We start from the raw sequence: 18721 nt of genomic DNA, 5'->3' as shown, positions 1-18721 counted from the left end.
TCTTATGAGTATCGTATTTCAAGAAAATAAATCGTTAAAAGAACTAAATACTTTCGGAGTAGAAGCTCTCGCCAACTATTTCTGTGACGTCAATAGTGAGCAAGAGTTAATTGATATTTTTAAAGATGAGAAGATAAGAAACCTACCTTTATTAATATTGGGAGGAGGTAGCAATATTTTGTTTACCAAGAACTTTAACGGTCTTGTTTTACATATTAAAATAGACGGAATCGAAGTAATGAAACAAGATTCGGATAGGTATATAACAGCAGGGGGAGGGGTAGTTTGGAATGACCTGGTACAATACTGTGTAAATCATGGTTATGCCGGAATTGAAAATTTAAGTTTAATACCAGGAACAGTTGGTGCTGCACCTGTGCAAAACATCGGAGCCTATGGGGTGGAGCTGATGGATGTGTTTGAATCTTGCAGAGCCTATGACCGTATTGATAAAAAGATTGTTGAATTTGATAAGAGAGCTTGTAAGTTCTCCTATCGGGATAGCCTCTTTAAAAGAGAAGGGAAAGATCGGTACATTATAACCTCTGTTACCTTAAAGCTATCAACAGTACCCCATATGGTATTAGGTTACGGAGCTGTTCTATCGGAGCTGGAAAACAGGAAAATTCAGAATCCAAGTATAAAAGACGTTTCAAAAGTTGTCTCAGAAATTCGGGTTAGTAAGCTTCCTGATCCTTTAACTATTGGGAACTCAGGAAGTTTCTTTAAGAATCCAATCATAGAAGGTGATGATTTTCAAAAATTACAGTCTATTTTTAAGGACATCGTACACTACCCTATACAATTTGATAAAGTAAAATTAGCTGCAGGTTGGCTTATTGAACAATGTGGTTGGAAGGGAGTAAAAGTTGGTAACACAGGCACCTGGAAGAATCAGGCGTTGGTGCTTGTTAATTATGGAAATGCTAGTGGCACAGAGGTTTATGAATTTTCAGAAACGATTATTAACAGTGTTTATAAAAAATTTGGCGTAAAAATAGAACGCGAAGTAAATATTATTTAGGGTAAAAGGAGTGTACTTTGACTATCATAAATCGTCAAGGTTTAAAATTGTAGCACGGTTGTTGCAAATATTCAATCAAATGCATTTAGTATAAGTATGAATTTTTGAAAACTAAGAGCTAGAAGACCTGGTTGGTAACCTATGCTCTCCTAAACCCTGAAAAGATGTCTAAAAATGAATTTAAATCAATGGTTTCGAGCCATGCCGAATCACTTAAAATGTACGCCTTACATTTTACTCACGATGATGAAGATGCAAATGACTTAGTTCAAGACACCGTGTTAAAGGCGATTACCTACCATGAGAAATTTAAAGAAGGTACTAATTTAAAAGGATGGTTATATACCATTATGAAAAACACCTTCATTAATAATTACCGCAGATTTGTTAAAATTAGCGGCATGGTCACCAAGTCAGATGAAATATCATCCTCAAACTTAGTATACAGTTCAACTAAGAATAAAGGTGAAAACCAATTCGTAATGGATGATATTCGCGAAGCAATGGATAAATTATCGGAAGAATACTACGTCCCTTTCACCATGTATTTTGAAGGATATAAGTATCATGAAATTGCTGAACACCTATCCATTCCTATCGGAACGGTTAAAACAAGAATACACGTAGCTCGTAAATCTCTTAAGAAGTCACTGAAAACATATGCCTACGGCATTCAGGCATCTGAATTTGTTAGTATGCAGTATTAATGAGATTGAATAAAGATCTTGAAGGGTAAGTTTTAAACTTACCCTTTGTTTTTTATATTGAATTGGCTTAGAGAAACGAAACTATTGATTCTTTTAGAGATGTCTTCCTTGCTTAAGCTTTCAATTCTTTCTGTACCAAATTTCTCTACGCAAAAAGATGCTAAGGCAGAACCAAATACAACTGCATTCTTCATGTTGTTAAAGGTTATGCTACCTACATTTGCTAAGTAACCAATAAAACCACCAGCAAAAGTGTCGCCAGCGCCTGTAGGATCGAAAACATCTGCAAGAGGCAGGGCAGGAGCAGAGAATATTTGGTCTTCACCAAATAAAAGAGCACCATGTTCTCCCTTTTTAATGATTAAGTATTTAGGTCCCATTGTCAGAATTTTATTAGCAGCTTTTACCAATGAGTACTCTCCAGAAAGTTGACGTGCTTCTTCATCATTAATGGTTAATACGTCTACCTTTTTAAGCACACTTAATAAATCATCCAAAGCAATATCCATCCAGAAATTCATCGTGTCAAGCACAACCAGTTTTGGCTTCTTTTTAAAACGATCTAAAGTTTGTAATTGAACCTGTGGAGTTAAATTGCCAAGTAGTAAATATTCACAGTCTTGATAAGAGTCAGGAATCAGTGGATTGAATTCTGCTAGCACATTCAATTCAGTAGCCAGCGTATCTCTACTGTTCATGTCGTTATGATATTTTCCAGACCAAAAGAATGATTTCTCACCTTCCTTAATTTGTAAACCTTCAATATCAATTCCTTTTGAAGTGATTTTATTTAGGTTCTCTTCCCCGAAATCCTCGCCAATAACACCTACAATCTTTATATCGTCATATAAATAGGATGCTGAAATGGAAGCGTAAGTAGCAGCGCCGCCAACAATTTTATCTGTTTTTCCAAAAGGAGTTTCTATCGCATCAAATGCAACCGAACCGATAATTACTAAACTCATAACAATTGCTTTAAACAAAAAAACCGGCTGTGTGCCGGTTTTTGCTCCTGAAGCTGGGCTCGAACCAGCGACCCTCTGATTAACAGTCAGATGCTCTAACCAACTGAGCTATTCAGGAATTTAATCTTGGTTAAATAATATTCATTAAGAACGTGAACCTCATTAGGTCCTTTTTGTACTTTTGCTCCTGAAGCTGGGCTCGAACCAGCGACCCTCTGATTAACAGTCAGATGCTCTAACCAACTGAGCTATTCAGGAGTATTAAATCCCTTGGGTAAGGCGGTTTCCCACATTATTGTTCCCTGTTTTTGGGACTGCAATATTCGGTATTATGTTTTTAATAAGCAAAAAAAAAGATTAATAAATTTTCATTGATAAATGCAGATCCGTTTCAGCTTACTTACGAGCTTAAAAATACCAATAAGAGATACGCAAGGGATTAGTTCTATCTAGCTTTATATCGTTTTATTATTTTTACTATATAGTCTCTGTTTTTGGCTTCTTTCGTCCACTCAGGAAGTCTGCTCGCGATGCTATTATTCTGGTTTGGTATTCCATTTCTACTTCGATGCGGGTCGGCAATATATTTTTCTATTACGGATAGGTGATCTATATTATAAGCCCATAGTAACCCATACCTGGTGTCTATACGATACCACAGATCGAATCCGAAAAAAGGATCACAAGGTGCATTGAGGATGAGTATGCGTCCATTTTTCTTAATGCCACGGCTATTGGTATAAAATGCTGATTCGGGTGTATTGCTGTATTTGATAGTGTAGCCACAAGCCGTACAGGAAAACTGTACTTGAGCTTCGTAATCCTTAATTTGAAGATAAGGTTGTCCGCCCAGAACCAAAGCTTTGGTATTGCACTTAAGACATACTACATCTATTGTATCAATGAAATCTTCGTTACGTAAAGAGTAGGAGTTCATTTTATATGAATTAATTATGGGCAAAATAAATCTAATTATACGGTTAATAAATACCTAGTGTTGAGTATTTCTTGATAATGATATTTTATATTAGAATTCAAAATGACTAATTTAGCCGCCCAGTTGTCTTTTCAATTGTTTAGATAAGATAGCACAACAAACTATAAGAAATGGAAACAACGTTCGATTTTGAGAAACCCATAGCAGACCTGCTTGTTCAGCTTGAAAAGGTTAAACAAGTATCTGAAAAAACAAAGGTCGATATGTCAGCCACCGTTCGTGAGCTTGAGGCTGAGCTTGAAAAAACTCGTAATAGCGTTTATACGAACCTAACCGGTTGGCAGAATGTACAAATGTCGCGACATCCTGACCGCCCGCAAACCTTAGATTATATTTCTATGATTTGTGAAGATTTTATAGAGCTTCATGGAGATAGAACCGTAAAAGATGATAAAGCAATTATTGGAGGTTTTGCAACCATTGGCGGCGTTTCTGTTATGGTAATAGGTCATCAGAAAGGGAAAAATACCAAAGAACGTCAGTTCAGAAACTTTGGAATGGCAAATCCTGAAGGTTACCGCAAGGCCTTACGCTTAATGAAATTAGCAGAAAAGTTCAACAAACCTGTTGTTACTTTTATAGATACCATGGGTGCTTACCCTGGTATAGAAGCCGAAGAACGTGGGCAAGGAGAAGCCATTGCGCGTAACCTGCTAGAAATGTCCGTGCTTGAAGTTCCTATCATTTGCATTATTATTGGTGAAGGTGCCTCGGGCGGTGCATTGGGTATCGGTATTGGTGATAAGGTTTATATGCTGGAACATACCTGGTATTCTGTAATTTCTCCTGAATCTTGCTCTTCTATATTATGGAGAAGCTGGGATTATAAGGAAAAAGCAGCTGAATGTTTAAAGTTAACTTCTGACAACATGTATGCAAACGGCCTAATTGACGGAATTATCAAAGAACCGTTGGGTGGAGCACATCAAAACCCGGAAGAAACAGCCAATACAGTTAAAAAACAGTTGCTTGAGGATATTGCAGCATTGCGATTGAAAAACACTGAAACCTTGATATCAGAGCGGATTGACAAATTCTGTAAGATGGGTGTTGTGGTTGAAGGATAGTGATTCAAACTCCAGAGTTTAATTAGATAAAGTATAATTTTTTAAAATAGAAAAGCTGATGCATTTAATGTATCAGCTTTTTTTATGATTGATATTTGATTAGGCCAGCTATTGACATTCCTGTATTCAATTAAAGGACAAATAGGATTTAAGGAGGGTTCAAACAGGGTCCAAGCAGGCACAATATGCTGGTCTTGCCCCTGTTTGGTCCCTGTTTGACCCCTGTTTGGTCCCTGTTTGAGTAAATCGAGATAAAACGAAGTATCTTACTGATCTTGTCGAGATAATAATGGACAGTTGGTATATTTGAGTGTTTAGGAAATATAAAAAATGATGGATATAGCTGTTTCAGAAAGAAGGGATATTGAACAATCCAGCATCATTGATCTATATAAAGCAAATGAATGGAGTTCGGCAAAAAAGCCAAACGAATTGTATAAGGCTTTGGTGAATTCACATTCATTAATATCAGCATGGGATAATGATAAGTTAGTAGGCCTTGGAAATGCGATTTCAGATGGATATTTAGTTGTTTATTATCCTCATCTACTAGTTCATCCTGATTATCAAGGAAAAGGAATTGGGCAGATGATAATGAAAAAAATGAAAGAAAAGTATGCAAACTTCCATATGCAAATGCTAACAGCAGACGGAAGGGCTATTGATTTCTATAAGAAGATCGGGTTTGAGAAGGCTGGACAAACAGAACCGATGTGGATATATGATGGAAAAGAGCATTGAACCAATATTGTATCACTCATTAGGATTTTACATGAATGTTCATATGAATAGATAGTAATTATGAAAGCGTTTCTTGTTATAAATAACATAAAATGCTTGCATGAAACAGATTTTTATTCCTGTTCTGCAAGCATTTTTAAAACTTTAGAGTTTTATTCTTTACGAGTTTTGAATTTCTAATTTAAGCCGGATAGCTCATAACGCTTTTCGAATTCTGCAAATATTTTCTTGATACGTTCGTTCTCCTTCGTTTGTTTGTATTCTGCAGTGAGTTGATCCATCGCATGTAGAACATACATTCCCAACTGCATGTTGTTCATCTCCAAGTTGGGTTTAGTTTCTGCAATGGTGAAGAAGTAGTTTAAATTTTGTTCAAGGTAATCTGTTGTGTTAGTTACAATGCGATTGGCATTTTCAATATCGCCTACTTTGTATAGGCTTTCTGCCATTGATTGTTTTTGTAAGGTTTCACGCATTGCGTAAATCTTATCAGGAACAACTTCAAGGCTGCGTTTCATTACATCTTTTGCCTGATCCATCTTGCCTTCTGCAACTAGCGCATTGCTTAAGCTGTTAAAGTTATTCATGATCAGGTTGAGCATTCCGTAAGATTCAGGATCTAAGTACGTTTCAGTTTTAAGATTCCCCCAGACAAATTTATTCATGGTGTTATCATACATAGCTTCTGTATTGATCCTCTCTGTTTGTTGACTTGGGTCTTCCTGTGTATATGCAAGAATAGGCATCAGGCGATAGGCAAAACCTTCGGTTACCAAATAATTATCAAGGCCTAAGTAATTGTCGCTAGGAACAGTACGCGCGAAATAGATAGGTCTTTTCCAGTCGTTATGAACCAGGATGTCGAGAATAGCTAATTCTGCTTTTGATACGTAGTCTTTATTGTATTTCCATACCATTGAATCTACAATCTGATCTTGCCAGCCTTTAGGAACCACCTTATTACTTATAACATTCTCTTTGTTGATGCTTAATTTAAAGTTCTTTGTTGGCAGGAAGTTAGCTCGCGAACCATCTTGCATTTGTTGCTGATCTTGCGGGTTATCTGAGAGAAGGATACTCATGACATTTTCAAGCTCAATATTACCAGGTATACCATAATCGGTATAGCGAATAAAGTCACGGGTTCCTTGAACAAACTGATTGTTTTCCATTGAAATAGGAAGTGCGTCAGCTTCGTTCACTTTCTCTTTCATTTGTCGTACATACCAATCGGCACTTAACAGACTTAAGTTTACCACGCGAACGTCGGGGCGGATATTTTCAACTTCTTGAGCATACCATAGCGGGTAGGTATCGTTATCGCCGTATGTAAATAAGATAGCATTAGGTGCACAGCTTTCCAGGTAATCCACAGCTAAATCTCTGGCTGTACTTTTATTCGAGCGGTTATGATCATCCCAGTTTTGAGAAGCCATTAAAACTGGTGCAGCTAAAAGGCCAATGACGGTGGCTGCTATGGCAGCTGTTTTATGATTTGCTTTCTTTTTAATAAAGTCGCTAATTGCCAAAACACCAAATCCTACCCATATTGCAAATGCATAGAATGAACCGGCAAAGGCATAATCTCGTTCACGAGGCTGCAGCGGGCTTTGGTTTAGATAGAGTACAATGGCTATGCCGGTGAAAAAGAATAATAAACCTACAATACTTGCATCTTTTTGATTTCGTTTAAAGTGCCAGAAAGCACCTAAAAGACCTAAAATTAATGGTAAGAAGAAGTAGGTATTTCTTGAAGGATTGTCTTTTTGTGAATCTGGTAAAGCATTTTGTCCACCTAAGCGCATTTGATCGATAAACTTAATTCCGCTTATCCAGTTTCCATCTGTAAAGTTGCCATGGCCTTGTTGATCGTTTTGTCGGCCAACAAAATTCCACATAAAATAGCGGGCATACATATGGCCGATTTGATAGGAGAATAAGAATTTCAGGTTGTCTGTGAATTGGGGTTGTTCATTTTCTCCTAGGTTGAGCCAGCTACGGTATACGTTTATATGATCAGGAGTAGAGCTGTATATACGTGGTAGCAATGTTTCACGATCGTATTTATAGCCGGGTTTGTTGCCGGTCTTTATATACTGATCATCTCCTTTTCTGTACATGGCAGCTCCTTCTTCATATTCGATTGGTTTTGAATCAAAATACGGTCCATTGAATAAAGGATCATCACCATATTGTTCACGGTTTAGATAACCTAATAGTGCAAAGGTATTATCCGGGTCATTATTGTTTAATGTCGGGTTCGCTTTTGCACGAATCGTAATCATGGTAAACGAACTGTACCCGAAAAAGATAAACGAAACACAAAGCAGGATGATATTTAAAGTCTTTTTATGATGTTTGATAGAGTAGAGGATACCGTAAGTTAAACCTCCTACCAGTAATACTGCAAAAACGGTTACGCCTGATCCAAAACCCATACCAAGTGTATTGACAAAGAAAAGGTCGAAATAAGCAGCAAATTTGATAGAATATTGAATGATTCCCCATAGTATTAAGCCTAATACAAGAATACCGATCAACAGGGCTTTGATAGCTCCTTTGCTTGTTGGTTTGTCATTTTTACGGAAATAAACTACTAAAGCTAATGCCGGAATGGTTAATAAGTTGAGTAAATGGACACCAATAGATAAACCCATTACATAGGCAATTAGAATTAACCAGCGTTCTGAATAAGGTTCGTCTGCATGATAATCCCATTTTAAAATAGCCCAGAAAACCACTGCAGTACATAATGAAGCCATGGCATAAACTTCAGATTCTACAGCAGAGAACCAGAAAGTATCTGAGAAGGCGTAAGCTAATGTGCCAACAAGACCGGCACCCATGATTTGGATTAATTGGGCTTGGGTGATCTCAACATCTTTGGTTGTTATAGCTTTTCTGGCAAGTGCCGTAATGCTCCAGAACAAGAAGAGGATGGTTAATCCGCTTGATACGGCTGATCCTACGTTCATCCAGTAGGCTATTAGCTCTGGTCTTCCCATTGCAAAGTTTGAGAATAGATTTTGCAGCATTAAGAATAAGGGAGCTCCCGGCTGGTGAACAACTTGCATTTTATAGGCTGCAGCGATAAATTCGCCGCAATCCCAAAAGCTTGCGGTTGGTTCAAGTGTTAAGATATAGGAAAGTGTTGCTATAAGGAAACTCAACCATCCTAAGGTGTTATTGATTTTGCTGTAATTCATAATCCAAATTCATTTTACGCTCCGAAATTAAGTATTTGAAATGGAATACTGATAAGTTTTAACGATTCAGGTAGCTTTTTAACAATTAAAGAAATAAAAAAGTGAAATATTTTTGCAACATATAGAATATCGCTCTATATTTGCAGTCCGATAACGGAGATGCCCTCAAAACGGCAAAATGATTGCCCGATAGTATAATGGTAGTACATCTGATTTTGGTTCAGATAGTCTAGGTTCGAACCCTGGTCGGGCAACAAAAGAAGAACTCGGATTGTTTTATTTTATTACAATCCGAGTTCGTATTTATGCAACAGTTTAACGCCATGCCTCTACAGTTTAATAAAGTACAGCTTTTCGCAGGAACCAGTAATCTGCCACTTGCTGAAAAGGTTGCTGAATCTTACGGCAAAGCTCTGGGGAAAAAGACATTGTCACGTTTCAGTGATGGTGAAATCCAACCATTTTATAATGAATCTGTAAGAGGGAGCGATGTTTTTATCATCCAATCCACCAATACTCCGGGTGATAATATTTTAGAATTGTTATTAATGATAGATGCTGCTAAACGCGCTTCTGCACATTATATAACAGCGGTAGTTCCTTATTTTGGTTATGCACGTCAGGATCGTAAGGATAAACCGAGGGTAGCTATCGGTGCTAAATTGATTGCAAACTTAATTACTGCAGCAGGTGCTCATCGCATTATGACCATGGATTTGCATGCCGCGCAGATTCAGGGCTTTTTTGATATTCCGGTAGATCATCTGGATGCTTCAGTAATTTTTGTTCCTCACATAAAATCGTTAAATCTTCCGAATTTAACCATTGCATCACCTGATATGGGCGGTTCTTACAGAGCAAGAACTTTTGCTAAGTACTTTAATGCTGAGGTTGTAATTTGTGATAAACAACGTAAACGAGCCAATGAAATTGAGTCTATGTCAATTATTGGGGATGTAACTGGTCAGGATATTGTTTTGATTGATGATATTTGCGATACAGCCGGAACTTTATCAAAAGCTGCTCAGTTGATTATGGAGAATGGTGCAAGCAGCGTTCGGGCAGTCTGTACTCATCCTGTTTTATCAGGTAATGCTTATGAAACAATTGAAAATTCGATGTTGACTGAAATAATAGTTACGGATACCATACAACTGAAGCATAAAAGTGATAAGATTAAGGTTTTATCAACGGCAAATTTGTTTGCACATGCAATTACAAATGTAAATGAACACGGGTCTATTAGTGATCTGTTTCAATATAAATAGTTAACAATTAAATAAATAAATAAAAATGAAATCAATTGCTATTAGCGGTTCTCTAAGAGAGAACGTAGGGAAAAGAGACGCTAAAGAATTGCGTTATGAAGGCAAAGTGCCTGCAGTTCTTTATGGTGGAAAAAAACAGTACCACTTTGCAGTGTCCGCAGCTGATTTGAAATCGTTGGTTTACACACCCGATGTTCATTTCGTAGATTTAGATCTTGACGGTCAAAAATTTAAAGCTATTATACAAGAAATGCAGTTTCACCCATTGAATGACCTTATCCGTCATATCGATTTCTTGGAACTGGATGACAAGAAAGAGGTTGTTATGAATATCCCTGTTTCTTTGACAGGAACATCACCAGGTGTACGTAGTGGTGGTAAATTAATTCAAAAGCTTCGTAAACTACGAGTTAAAGCTTTACCAAACGATATACCTCAAGAAATTGAAGTGAGCTTAAATGCTTTAGAGGTAGGTAAATCTGTTCGTGTTGAAGAGATTAAACTTAGCAAAGCCAAAGTTTTGAATAACGGTGATGACACCATTGTTTCAGTTGGTATGTCTCGCGCACTTCGTCAGGCAGAACAAGACGCTAAGGCGGCCGGTAAGTAATTTATTGTAATATTATAAATGAAAGCAGCGATTTATCGCTGCTTTTTTTGTTTTTTAATATGCTTGTCTAATATTTCTTATTTTTGAAAAGAAACAAAATTTAGTTCATGAAATATCTTGTTGTTGGTTTGGGTAATATAGGTGCGGAATATGCTGATACACGTCACAATGTTGGTTTTATGGTTGCTGATGAACTGGTAAAGAAGGCCGGTGCTACGTATTCTACTTTGCGTTATGCCTATTATTCTGAATTTAAGCATAAAAGTCGGGTAGTGCATGTTATTAAACCCACTACCTATATGAACTTAAGCGGAAAAGCAGTAAATTACTGGATGAATGAGCTGAAAATCCCTTTGGAAAATGTTTTGGTTATTGTAGACGATCTGGCCATTCCATTTGGTAAAATACGCTTAAGGCCGAAAGGAAGTAGTGCCGGACATAATGGATTGAAAAGTATTGAAGCTTTATGTGGTGGACAAAATTATCCGCGTTTGCGTTTTGGAGTAGGGGATAATTTTCCAAAAGGTCGTCAGGTTGATTATGTACTTAGTGGTTTTGATAAGGATGAATTGATGGAGGTTCCCGCCCTTATTGAACAATCAGTAGAAATGGCACAAAGTTTTATAGCGACCGGTCTGGAGCTAACTATGACGAGGTATAACAAATAACAGATTGAATGATGGTAAAAGTATATGGCATAAAGAACTGTAGTACAGTTAAGAAGGCAATTGATTGGCTTACTGAGCGTGGAATCGATTATACGTTCCATGATTATAAAAAGTCTGGCATTTCTAAAGATAAAATTGATGAATGGCAAAAGGTATTTGGCTGGGAGCCTTTAATTAATAAAAGAGGAACTACCTGGAGAAAATTGGACAGTGAAGTACAAGTAGCGATTATTGATCCGAGTTCTGCCAGTAAGTTGATGCAGGAACATACAAGTTTAATAAAACGACCGATAATTGAAGGCGATGGAAAATATTTGCTTGGTTTTAATGAAGAGGAATACGATAAAAATTTATAATATGAAGACACTGAATGTACTAGTTGCGAATGCTTTATTTCTACTATTGGGCTTTTCCGGATCTGTATTTGGACAGGATAAGAGTAACTACGATTATGTGAAAGCTTTTGATCCTGCTTTTTATCAAAAAAATGGTACCGAATATCGTTCAGCAAGTGGAGAGCCGGGGCCGGCTTACTGGCAGAATAAAGTTGACTATCATATTTCTGCTCGGCTAAATGAAGAAACCAGGGAGATTACGGCCACTGTAAAAATGGATTATACCAATAATAGTCCGAAGGAACTTACTTATATGTGGCTTCAATTGGATCAGAATATGTTTAAGGATAATTCGATAGGTAATGCAATTATTCCATTAACAAATAGTCGTTATGGTGCAAAAGGTGAAGAATTTGACGGCGGTTATAAGATAAAGTCTGTAAAAGTAGCCGGTGTTGATGTGAAGTATTTCATAGCTGATACACGTATGCATGTAGATTTACCTGAAACATTGTATCCAAAGGGGGGTAAATTACAGATGACAATTGAATATAGTTATATTATTCCGCAGTATGGCTCTGATCGTACTGGTATTCTAGATGCCCGGAACGGAAAGATTTTTGCAATTGCACAGTGGTATCCTCGTGTGGCTGTTTATGATGATGTTGCTGGCTGGAATACGGTACCTTATACAGGACCGGGTGAATTTTACCTGGAATATGGTAATATTGATGTTAATATTACTGTACCTAGTAATCACTTTGTTGTTCTTGGAGGTAAATTATTAAATCCTGAAGAGGTGCTGAGCCCCGCTCAGCAACAACGTTGGGAAGAAGCAAAAACAAGTGACCAAACGATTACTATTCGGTCTGCACAGGATGCTAATCAGGCTTATTCCAATAAAGATGGAAAATACGTAACCTGGAAATATAGGTTGGAGAATACGCGTGATGTTGCTTGGGCAACGTCTTCTTCTTTTATTATTGATGCTGCTCGAATTAATTTGCAGGGTGGCCATACATCTCTGGCTATGTCTGCTTATCCGCAAGAAAGTAGTGGTGGGAATGCTTGGGAGCGTTCAACTGAATACGTAAAAGCCTCCATCGAGAATTACTCAAAGAGATGGTTTAATTATCCTTATCCAATTGCTGTGAATGTAGCTTCAAATGTTGGTGGAATGGAATATCCTGCGATTGTTTTTTGTAGTGCCAAGTCGAAAGGCCAATCACTTTGGGATGTAACAGATCATGAATTTGGACATATCTGGTTTCCGATGATCGTAGGAAGTAATGAGCGTTTACATGCTTGGATGGATGAAGGTTTCAATATGTTTCTTAATGGGTTATCGACTGAAGATTTTAATAATGGTGAATATTTTGAAGGTGAGCCGGATGCAAATAATCTAGCATTGACTTTAACTGATCCTATGTTAGAACCTGTTATGACTGCTCCTAGTGGCATGAATGAACGTAATATTGGTGTACTGGCTTATTATAAGCCTGCATTTGGTTTGAAATTATTAAGAGATGTGATATTAGGACCAGAACGTTTTGATCTTGCATTAAAAACATATATTAAGAATTGGGCATATAAACACCCTACTCCGGATGACTTTTTTCGTACCATTGAAAATGTCTCGGGAGATAATTTATCGTGGTTTTGGAGAGGGTGGTTTCAAAATAATTGGCGTTTGGACCAGGCTGTAACGAGGGTTGTTAATAATGGAAAAGGTGCTGTAATTACTATTGATAATTTAGAACAGATGCCTATGCCTGTTATCGTAGAAGTTACAACGAGAAGCGGAAAGACTGACAGAAAGACTTTACCGGTTGAAATTTGGGAAAGAAATAAGAGCTGGACTTTCCAGTTTCCTGCGGATGAAGAGGTTGTAAAAGTTCAGTTAGATCCTGATAGGGTACTTCCTGATTTTAATCCTCGGAACAATCGCTGGACAAAATAATTCCGAAATTTAATTGATTGCACCTTTTGGAGGTATAATATTTGCTATATACATCAATATGAAAAAGCTCTTTCTTTTAATTTCTTTAGTACTTGTTTCAGTGTTTTTTGCACAAGCTCAAACTTATAAAGGTGTTGTTATGGAGCTAGATAGCTCTAAGCCAATTGCACAGGTGGAAATTAGTAATTTAACTACGCATCAACGTGTGGAAACTAATTCCTCGGGAGAGTTTTCAATTGATGTAGCATTAAACGGGTTGATTTCTTTTAGCTACCCAGGCTTTAGGGTAGACACCTTGTTGATAACTGATTATGAGTTTAAGAGGGTTTATCTGACTCCAATTCCTGGTTTTAATATATTGGAAGATGTTGAAATTACTGAATTGTCAGATTTACAGTTGGATCAGCAGATTCAAATAGCGCAACAAGAAGGTGAAAGTGTACAGTTTAATAATAATATTTCTATTTCTCCTTCTCGCTTATTTGGCAGCAAGGCTCGTACAGCTCGTGCCCGGTATCCTTTGTTGATTGCTGAACGTGAAAGCCGTGTTATTATGGCTAAATTTACACCTGCCCTAATCACATCGCTTACTCCTTTGCAGGGTGAGGATTTAGATCGATTTATCGTTAAGTATAAGCCGACTTATGCTTTTATTACTAAGTCTGACGAAGAGCAGATTCGTTTGTATATCATGGATTCTTATAAGAAATATAAAGGATTGACTCCTGAAGAGAGGGATGCAATAGCTCTTGAGGCAACAACTGGTGAATAGAGCTTCAGTTAAACAAAGCGCTTAAGAGCTTCGGCAACAATAAAAGTACTGCCTCCAATAAAGATCAGATCTTCTGCCTGAGCATTTTCTACTGCAGCATCTAGTGCTGAAAGTACGTTATCATAGTATTCACCGGAAAGATCTCTAAGTTTTGCCTCTTCATGCAATTCTTTAGCCGGAAGGGCTCTTTCAAAATCTGCATTGCAGAAATAGTAAGTTGCGTTGTTTGGAAAGATGCTTAGTAGCTTATCGCTATTTTTATCTCGCATGATACCAATGACCATGTGAAGATTTTTGTAGGGAGTTTGCTTGATGTTTAATAAAACTTCAGACCAGCCTGCTTCATTGTGGCCTGTATCGCAAATAATTAAAGGTTTATGAGATAATGTTTGCCAACGAGCTCTTAATCCAGTCAGTTCTTTTACATGATTTAATGCATATAATAAATCATGCTCTGGTATTTTGAAACCCTGTAGACGTAATTCGTCGACACTTGAAAGCACTCCTTTAATATTCTTTGTTTGGTATGTTCCTGGTAAATCAAGTTCTATATTTAGGGAAGAAGCAGAACTCTTTATTATTGGACTTTCTAGTTTGTCTTCGATTGATATCCTGTCGGCTTGCAGAAGTAAGTTTTCTTCTACCTTACCTATTGTTTTTATTTCCCATCGGTCGCTGGCAAATACAATTTTACTTTGAGTTGAATTTGCTTTATCTAAAAAGACAGAACTGGTGGCTTCTGCCTTTTCGCTGATTACTACCGGCGTATCTTTTTTTATGATACCCGCTTTTTCATACGCAATTGCTTCCAACGTATCGCCTAGTATATAAGTATGATCAAGGCTGATATTAGTGATCATTGAAAGAATAGGATGGATGATATTGGTTGAATCCAGACGACCGCCTAAGCCTGTTTCTATGACTGCAATATCTACATTTCGCTCTGCAAAGTGTAAGAAAGCTAAGGCCACAGTTACCTCAAAAAAGGAAGGTTTTAGCTCTTCAATAAAATCTTTATTTTGCTTTACAAATTCGACTACCTCGTTTTCTGGAATCATATCACCATTGATACGGATACGTTCGCGAAAATCTAATAGGTGAGGGGAGGTGTATAAGCCTGTTTTGTAGCCGGATGTCTGTAATATAGCAGCCAACATATTGGAGGTTGAACCTTTCCCATTGGTTCCTGCAATGTGAACAGACTTAAACTGTTCTTGGGGATTCCCAAGAAATTCGCAGAGCTTTAAGGTGTTTGTTAGATCTTTTTTAATAGCTGAGTCTCCTAATTTACTGAACATAGGAAGTCTGCTATAGAGATAAGCAAGGGTTTCAGAATAAGACATGGTTACCGAGGAATAAACTATCGAAGTTTGAAATTGAAAATGATCACTCCTGTTTGAGAAGGAGGAGCTTTCTCAAGACGATTTAATTGTGCGCCTAATGCTGCCCGTTCACATTTATCCCAGAGGGCATCATTCGAGATGGTCGTCCCTCGTACTCCTGCTCGTGCAGAAATAATATTTCCATCTCTGTCTACACGAACTTCTACAGCAACTTTTCCAGATTGTTGTCCGTTGTCTTCAATTTGTGGTGACCTAACGAAGCGTCTATTTTCCAGGCTTAAGCTTGCATCACCAAAACCTGATCCTCCTTCACCGTAGTTAGCTGCTAAGGGATCTCCATTAACTGATCCTTGATTGCCTGCGGTTGCTCCCGTCCCATCACCAGTACCTGAAGCGTTGTTCTTCTTACCAGTATATAAAGCATTGGGATTAACCGTTGGCTTGCTTACTGGTTTTTCTGGTGTTGCGGTAGGTGTAGAGCTGGTTTTTTCAGTTTTCGTAACAACAGCCGGTGCATCTTCCATGTCTTGCGTTACAATGGCTTTATCACTTGATTGCTGAGAGGCAACCTGTTGTGGAGTTTCATTTGGAACAACTCGATCAGGTAATGCATTATTGGCATTTGGGTCCATAGAAGGCTCATCAACACTCATATAGTTGTCGCCCATACCTTCCGGTGACGTTCCATAATTTACAATAATACCTCCTGTACCAAATTGTGGCATTGGATTTCCAAGGATAATAAAATAGCTTAATGCAAATAAAACCAGCATGATTGCTGTTGATATTAGCACCGCTTTTGGATAATTATTTTCCTCTTCCTGATAAAGGCTCATAGCAATATTTATTATGGTTTTGGCTCTGTGGCTAAAACCAGTTTTAATCGTAATTGATTTGCGACATCCATTACTTCAATAACGTCTTTTATAGCAACACTTCTATCAACGTAAAGCATGATTGTTATTTCTTGCCCGGGTTGTTGATAGGCTTGTAAAGCAGGTAATAGGTTTTCTACGGGAACCTGTACATCGTCTATAAAGTACTCCAAGTTCTGAGTTACTGAAACTGTTATTGTCTTTTTTGCTAAAGATTGTTCTCCTGAACTAGATCTTGGCAATAACAATTTAACAACTTGTGGATTGGCTACCGCAGATGCCAGAAGAAAGAACAACATCAAGAAAAACATGATATCATTGAGTGCTGTCGTGTTTACTTCTGCCTTTGGGCGTTCACGTCTTCTTTTAAAATTCATTTAAATATGTATGTCAATTTATTCCTTCTGTTTAAATCATCTTAACCTAAGAGATCGGCTCTTCCAGCAAATCAATAAACTCAATGGCATCTGTTTCCATACGCAGAATGATGCGATCTACCATTTCATTTAGAATATGATAACCAATATAAGCAATAATACCAATGATTAGACCAGTTGCTGAAGATACCATTTTAACATAAAGACCTCCTGATACTGTACCGATGTTAATAACACCCTCAAGCTCAACTTCATGGAAGATAGAGATTACACCTATAATTGTTCCAACGAAACCGAGCATCGGAGCGATACCAGCAATGATACCAAGGATATTAATGTTCTTTTCAAGTTTTGCAACTTCGAGCTTGCCGACATTCTCAATAGCACCTTCGATGTCTTTGATTGGTCTTCCTATTCTTAATAGTCCTTTTTGTAACATACGGCTTAGCGGGCTGTTGTTACTGCGACAAACAGCAATTGCTGATTCCAATTTGCCTGATAGAATACTTTGTTTGACTTGTGCCGTTAGATTTTTTTCGTGTCTGTTTGCTTTGCGAATGGTTAAATAACGTTCTATAAAGATTACTAAACCTGCTAAAAGTAGAAATGCTAAGGGTATCATTACCCAGCCACCCTTTATGAGTATATCAATAAATCGTAAATCTTCTGCTGGTGGAATGGTTTGTTGTGCGGCCGTCATCATGGTGTCTAACGGTAGTGTGCTGTCGATTTGTAATAGCATGAGGTTTTTATCTTTTAATTTAGTTCTTGATTCTTGTTTTTACTTTTAAATATCCAGGCTTCTTTTGTTAGCTCTTCTCTAACTTTAGCTAGGGTTTGATCGGCTTCTGCAGCAGTTTGAAAAGAACCGTAGCTAATCTTATTAAGATTGCCCGCATTGTTGTTCTTTATGATATATACGTTATGCCCTTTTGCATTGGTCCTGTTTACATAAGCTTCGGCTTCTTCCATTGTATGGAATGCAGCTATGATTATTTCAAAGGGACCTTGGGCCTCTTTAATAATACTTTCTGAAGGCTCACTAACAGGATTTTGTACAGCTTGCTCTAGAGAATCTGAAGGTTGTGCTTGTGTGCTTAAGTCGGTAGACTGCGCAGATGTTTCAGTAAGCGTTTGTTCAATAGCTTGCTTGTCTGGTATGGTTTCAGGTGTTTTTGTAAGATTCTCGGAATTAAAATTGGGGTTTAATAACCAGAAACCTGCGATGGATCCGAGAACAACAATCGCCAATACAGCCCACAACCATCTTCTGGAAGTATTTCCCTCCTCAATATCATCTTCGATAATTACAGACTCCTCAATAGGGAGGGTGGCTTCAGCCTGATTTGAGTTAACAACCGGATCTGCAATGCTTGCCTGTCCTTCAACCGGAATTATATTTTGAGATTCGGCAATAGGCTCATAATTATTAAAAACGCCTTCAAGTTTTGATTGGAAATGCGAAAACTCATAACGGTCTTTCACTTTTTTTAATATTCCAAAACCTCCTAATGTAATTTCCTTTTTCTCTTGCAGTTTGGTTTCAATTTCGGAAAGAAATGACTCAAGAATTAAGCGACTTTCTTCTAGATCAATGTCTTCTTTATCCGCAATAAATTGAATGAGTGTCTCGTCAGTTACTTGTTGATCTGTAAGAATGATGCTTTGCAAAGGTGGCATGAAGCGTTGTTTAACATCATCGAAAAAAGCAGGAATACGCTCTTTTTTGAACGTACCAATTCCAGGAAGAAAGATTTGCCCTTTATCCTGTACTGCTTCTTTTAAGTATAATCCCAGTGTATCCAT

The 18721-nt window shown here is 37.6% G+C and carries 18 protein-coding genes and 3 tRNA genes; 11 read left to right on the top strand and 10 right to left on the bottom strand.

Translation table 11 applies throughout. The features are described from left to right. Positions 1-4: 4 nt before the first annotated feature. Together murB and VL047_RS08735 are read left to right on the top strand one after the other, a co-directional pair. Complete coding sequence (murB, locus tag VL047_RS08740; RefSeq protein ID WP_325359739.1) at positions 5-1024, top strand: UDP-N-acetylmuramate dehydrogenase; 1020 nt, start codon at positions 5-7, stop codon at positions 1022-1024. Positions 1025-1188: 164 nt separating this feature from the next. Next, complete coding sequence (locus VL047_RS08735) at positions 1189-1731, top strand: RNA polymerase sigma factor (RefSeq protein ID WP_325359738.1); 543 nt, start codon at positions 1189-1191, stop codon at positions 1729-1731. 38 nt (positions 1732-1769) lie between these two features. On the opposite strand, the gene VL047_RS08730 is transcribed toward VL047_RS08735, so the two are convergent. The 4 genes from VL047_RS08730 to VL047_RS08715 form a co-directional block, all read right to left on the bottom strand. Beyond that, positions 1770-2696, bottom strand: a complete 927-nt coding sequence (locus tag VL047_RS08730; protein WP_325359737.1) for a PfkB family carbohydrate kinase — start codon at positions 2694-2696, stop codon at positions 1770-1772. Between the two features lie 44 nt (positions 2697-2740). Then, positions 2741-2814, bottom strand: a tRNA-Asn gene (locus tag VL047_RS08725). A gap of 66 nt (positions 2815-2880) precedes the next feature. Continuing rightward, positions 2881-2954, bottom strand: a tRNA-Asn gene (locus VL047_RS08720). 187 nt (positions 2955-3141) lie between these two features. Continuing rightward, the gene (locus VL047_RS08715) at positions 3142-3633 is read right to left on the bottom strand and encodes a hypothetical protein (protein WP_325359736.1); all 492 of its coding nucleotides are present in this window, start codon (positions 3631-3633) and stop codon (positions 3142-3144) included. Positions 3634-3803: 170 nt separating this feature from the next. On the opposite strand from VL047_RS08715, the gene VL047_RS08710 reads away from it, so the two are divergent. Both VL047_RS08710 and VL047_RS08705 read left to right on the top strand, forming a co-directional pair. After that, the gene (locus VL047_RS08710) at positions 3804-4760 is read left to right on the top strand and encodes an acetyl-CoA carboxylase carboxyltransferase subunit alpha (RefSeq protein ID WP_325359735.1); all 957 of its coding nucleotides are present in this window, start codon (positions 3804-3806) and stop codon (positions 4758-4760) included. A gap of 330 nt (positions 4761-5090) precedes the next feature. Further along, a complete protein-coding gene (locus tag VL047_RS08705) occupies positions 5091-5501 on the top strand; it encodes a GNAT family N-acetyltransferase (RefSeq protein WP_325359734.1) in 411 nt (136 codons plus the stop codon). Positions 5502-5677: 176 nt separating this feature from the next. On the opposite strand, the gene VL047_RS08700 is transcribed toward VL047_RS08705, so the two are convergent. Then, the gene (locus tag VL047_RS08700; RefSeq protein WP_325359733.1) at positions 5678-8707 is read right to left on the bottom strand and encodes a DUF2723 domain-containing protein; all 3030 of its coding nucleotides are present in this window, start codon (positions 8705-8707) and stop codon (positions 5678-5680) included. 183 nt (positions 8708-8890) lie between these two features. Between VL047_RS08700 and VL047_RS08695 the strand changes: the two genes are divergently transcribed. From VL047_RS08695 to VL047_RS08665, 7 genes are all read left to right on the top strand, one after another. Beyond that, positions 8891-8961 (top strand) — tRNA-Gln (locus VL047_RS08695). A 69-nt stretch (positions 8962-9030) separates the two neighbouring features. Next, positions 9031-9975, top strand: a complete 945-nt coding sequence (locus tag VL047_RS08690) for a ribose-phosphate pyrophosphokinase (RefSeq protein ID WP_325359864.1) — start codon at positions 9031-9033, stop codon at positions 9973-9975. A gap of 25 nt (positions 9976-10000) precedes the next feature. Next, a complete protein-coding gene (locus VL047_RS08685; RefSeq protein ID WP_325359732.1) occupies positions 10001-10585 on the top strand; it encodes a 50S ribosomal protein L25/general stress protein Ctc in 585 nt (194 codons plus the stop codon). 107 nt (positions 10586-10692) lie between these two features. Then, positions 10693-11253, top strand: a complete 561-nt coding sequence (gene pth / locus VL047_RS08680) for an aminoacyl-tRNA hydrolase (RefSeq protein WP_325359731.1) — start codon at positions 10693-10695, stop codon at positions 11251-11253. Positions 11254-11261: 8 nt separating this feature from the next. Beyond that, a complete protein-coding gene (locus VL047_RS08675; protein ID WP_325359730.1) occupies positions 11262-11609 on the top strand; it encodes an ArsC family reductase in 348 nt (115 codons plus the stop codon). A gap of 1 nt (position 11610) precedes the next feature. Continuing rightward, positions 11611-13548 carry a M1 family metallopeptidase gene (locus VL047_RS08670; RefSeq protein WP_325359729.1) on the top strand — a complete coding sequence of 646 codons (1938 nt, stop codon included), beginning with the start codon at positions 11611-11613 and terminating at the stop codon, positions 13546-13548. 58 nt (positions 13549-13606) lie between these two features. Further along, on the top strand, positions 13607-14320 hold the full coding sequence (locus tag VL047_RS08665) for a hypothetical protein (protein ID WP_325359728.1): 714 nt from the start codon (positions 13607-13609) through the stop codon (positions 14318-14320). Between the two features lie 8 nt (positions 14321-14328). Here the strand turns inward: VL047_RS08665 and VL047_RS08660 are convergent, their stop codons facing one another. From VL047_RS08660 to VL047_RS08640, 5 genes are read right to left on the bottom strand one after another with little or no spacing between them, the layout of a single operon-like run. Beyond that, on the bottom strand, positions 14329-15663 hold the full coding sequence (locus VL047_RS08660; protein ID WP_325359727.1) for a folylpolyglutamate synthase/dihydrofolate synthase family protein: 1335 nt from the start codon (positions 15661-15663) through the stop codon (positions 14329-14331). 17 nt (positions 15664-15680) lie between these two features. Continuing rightward, a complete protein-coding gene (locus tag VL047_RS08655; protein WP_325359726.1) occupies positions 15681-16499 on the bottom strand; it encodes an energy transducer TonB in 819 nt (272 codons plus the stop codon). Positions 16500-16510: 11 nt separating this feature from the next. Next, the gene (locus VL047_RS08650; protein ID WP_325359725.1) at positions 16511-16915 is read right to left on the bottom strand and encodes a biopolymer transporter ExbD; all 405 of its coding nucleotides are present in this window, start codon (positions 16913-16915) and stop codon (positions 16511-16513) included. Positions 16916-16961: 46 nt separating this feature from the next. Then, a complete protein-coding gene (locus VL047_RS08645) occupies positions 16962-17657 on the bottom strand; it encodes a MotA/TolQ/ExbB proton channel family protein (RefSeq protein ID WP_325359724.1) in 696 nt (231 codons plus the stop codon). A gap of 14 nt (positions 17658-17671) precedes the next feature. Then, a complete protein-coding gene (locus VL047_RS08640; protein ID WP_325359723.1) occupies positions 17672-18721 on the bottom strand; it encodes an SPOR domain-containing protein in 1050 nt (349 codons plus the stop codon).

Source organism: Albibacterium sp. (genome assembly GCF_035514885.1).
Taxonomy (GTDB): Bacteria; Bacteroidota; Bacteroidia; order Sphingobacteriales; family Sphingobacteriaceae; genus Albibacterium.
This window is presented reverse-complemented; position numbering and strand designations above follow the sequence as displayed.

Bases quoted from the DNA above. Each gene is read 5' to 3' on its own strand.
- murB (WP_325359739.1), top strand. From the start codon at position 5: ATGAGTATCGTATTTCAAGAAAATAAATCGTTAAAAGAACTAAATACT.
- VL047_RS08735 (WP_325359738.1), top strand. From the start codon at position 1,189: ATGTCTAAAAATGAATTTAAATCAATGGTTTCGAGCCATGCCGAATCA.
- VL047_RS08730 (WP_325359737.1), bottom strand. From the start codon at position 2,696: ATGAGTTTAGTAATTATCGGTTCGGTTGCATTTGATGCGATAGAAACT.
- VL047_RS08715 (WP_325359736.1), bottom strand. From the start codon at position 3,633: ATGAACTCCTACTCTTTACGTAACGAAGATTTCATTGATACAATAGAT.
- VL047_RS08710 (WP_325359735.1), top strand. From the start codon at position 3,804: ATGGAAACAACGTTCGATTTTGAGAAACCCATAGCAGACCTGCTTGTT.
- VL047_RS08705 (WP_325359734.1), top strand. From the start codon at position 5,091: ATGATGGATATAGCTGTTTCAGAAAGAAGGGATATTGAACAATCCAGC.
- VL047_RS08700 (WP_325359733.1), bottom strand. From the start codon at position 8,707: ATGAATTACAGCAAAATCAATAACACCTTAGGATGGTTGAGTTTCCTT.
- VL047_RS08690 (WP_325359864.1), top strand. From the start codon at position 9,031: ATGCCTCTACAGTTTAATAAAGTACAGCTTTTCGCAGGAACCAGTAAT.
- VL047_RS08685 (WP_325359732.1), top strand. From the start codon at position 10,001: ATGAAATCAATTGCTATTAGCGGTTCTCTAAGAGAGAACGTAGGGAAA.
- pth (WP_325359731.1), top strand. From the start codon at position 10,693: ATGAAATATCTTGTTGTTGGTTTGGGTAATATAGGTGCGGAATATGCT.
- VL047_RS08675 (WP_325359730.1), top strand. From the start codon at position 11,262: ATGATGGTAAAAGTATATGGCATAAAGAACTGTAGTACAGTTAAGAAG.
- VL047_RS08670 (WP_325359729.1), top strand. From the start codon at position 11,611: ATGAAGACACTGAATGTACTAGTTGCGAATGCTTTATTTCTACTATTG.
- VL047_RS08665 (WP_325359728.1), top strand. From the start codon at position 13,607: ATGAAAAAGCTCTTTCTTTTAATTTCTTTAGTACTTGTTTCAGTGTTT.
- VL047_RS08660 (WP_325359727.1), bottom strand. From the start codon at position 15,663: ATGTCTTATTCTGAAACCCTTGCTTATCTCTATAGCAGACTTCCTATG.
- VL047_RS08655 (WP_325359726.1), bottom strand. From the start codon at position 16,499: ATGAGCCTTTATCAGGAAGAGGAAAATAATTATCCAAAAGCGGTGCTA.
- VL047_RS08650 (WP_325359725.1), bottom strand. From the start codon at position 16,915: ATGAATTTTAAAAGAAGACGTGAACGCCCAAAGGCAGAAGTAAACACG.
- VL047_RS08645 (WP_325359724.1), bottom strand. From the start codon at position 17,657: ATGCTATTACAAATCGACAGCACACTACCGTTAGACACCATGATGACG.
- VL047_RS08640 (WP_325359723.1), bottom strand. From the start codon at position 18,721: ATGGATACACTGGGATTATACTTAAAAGAAGCAGTACAGGATAAAGGG.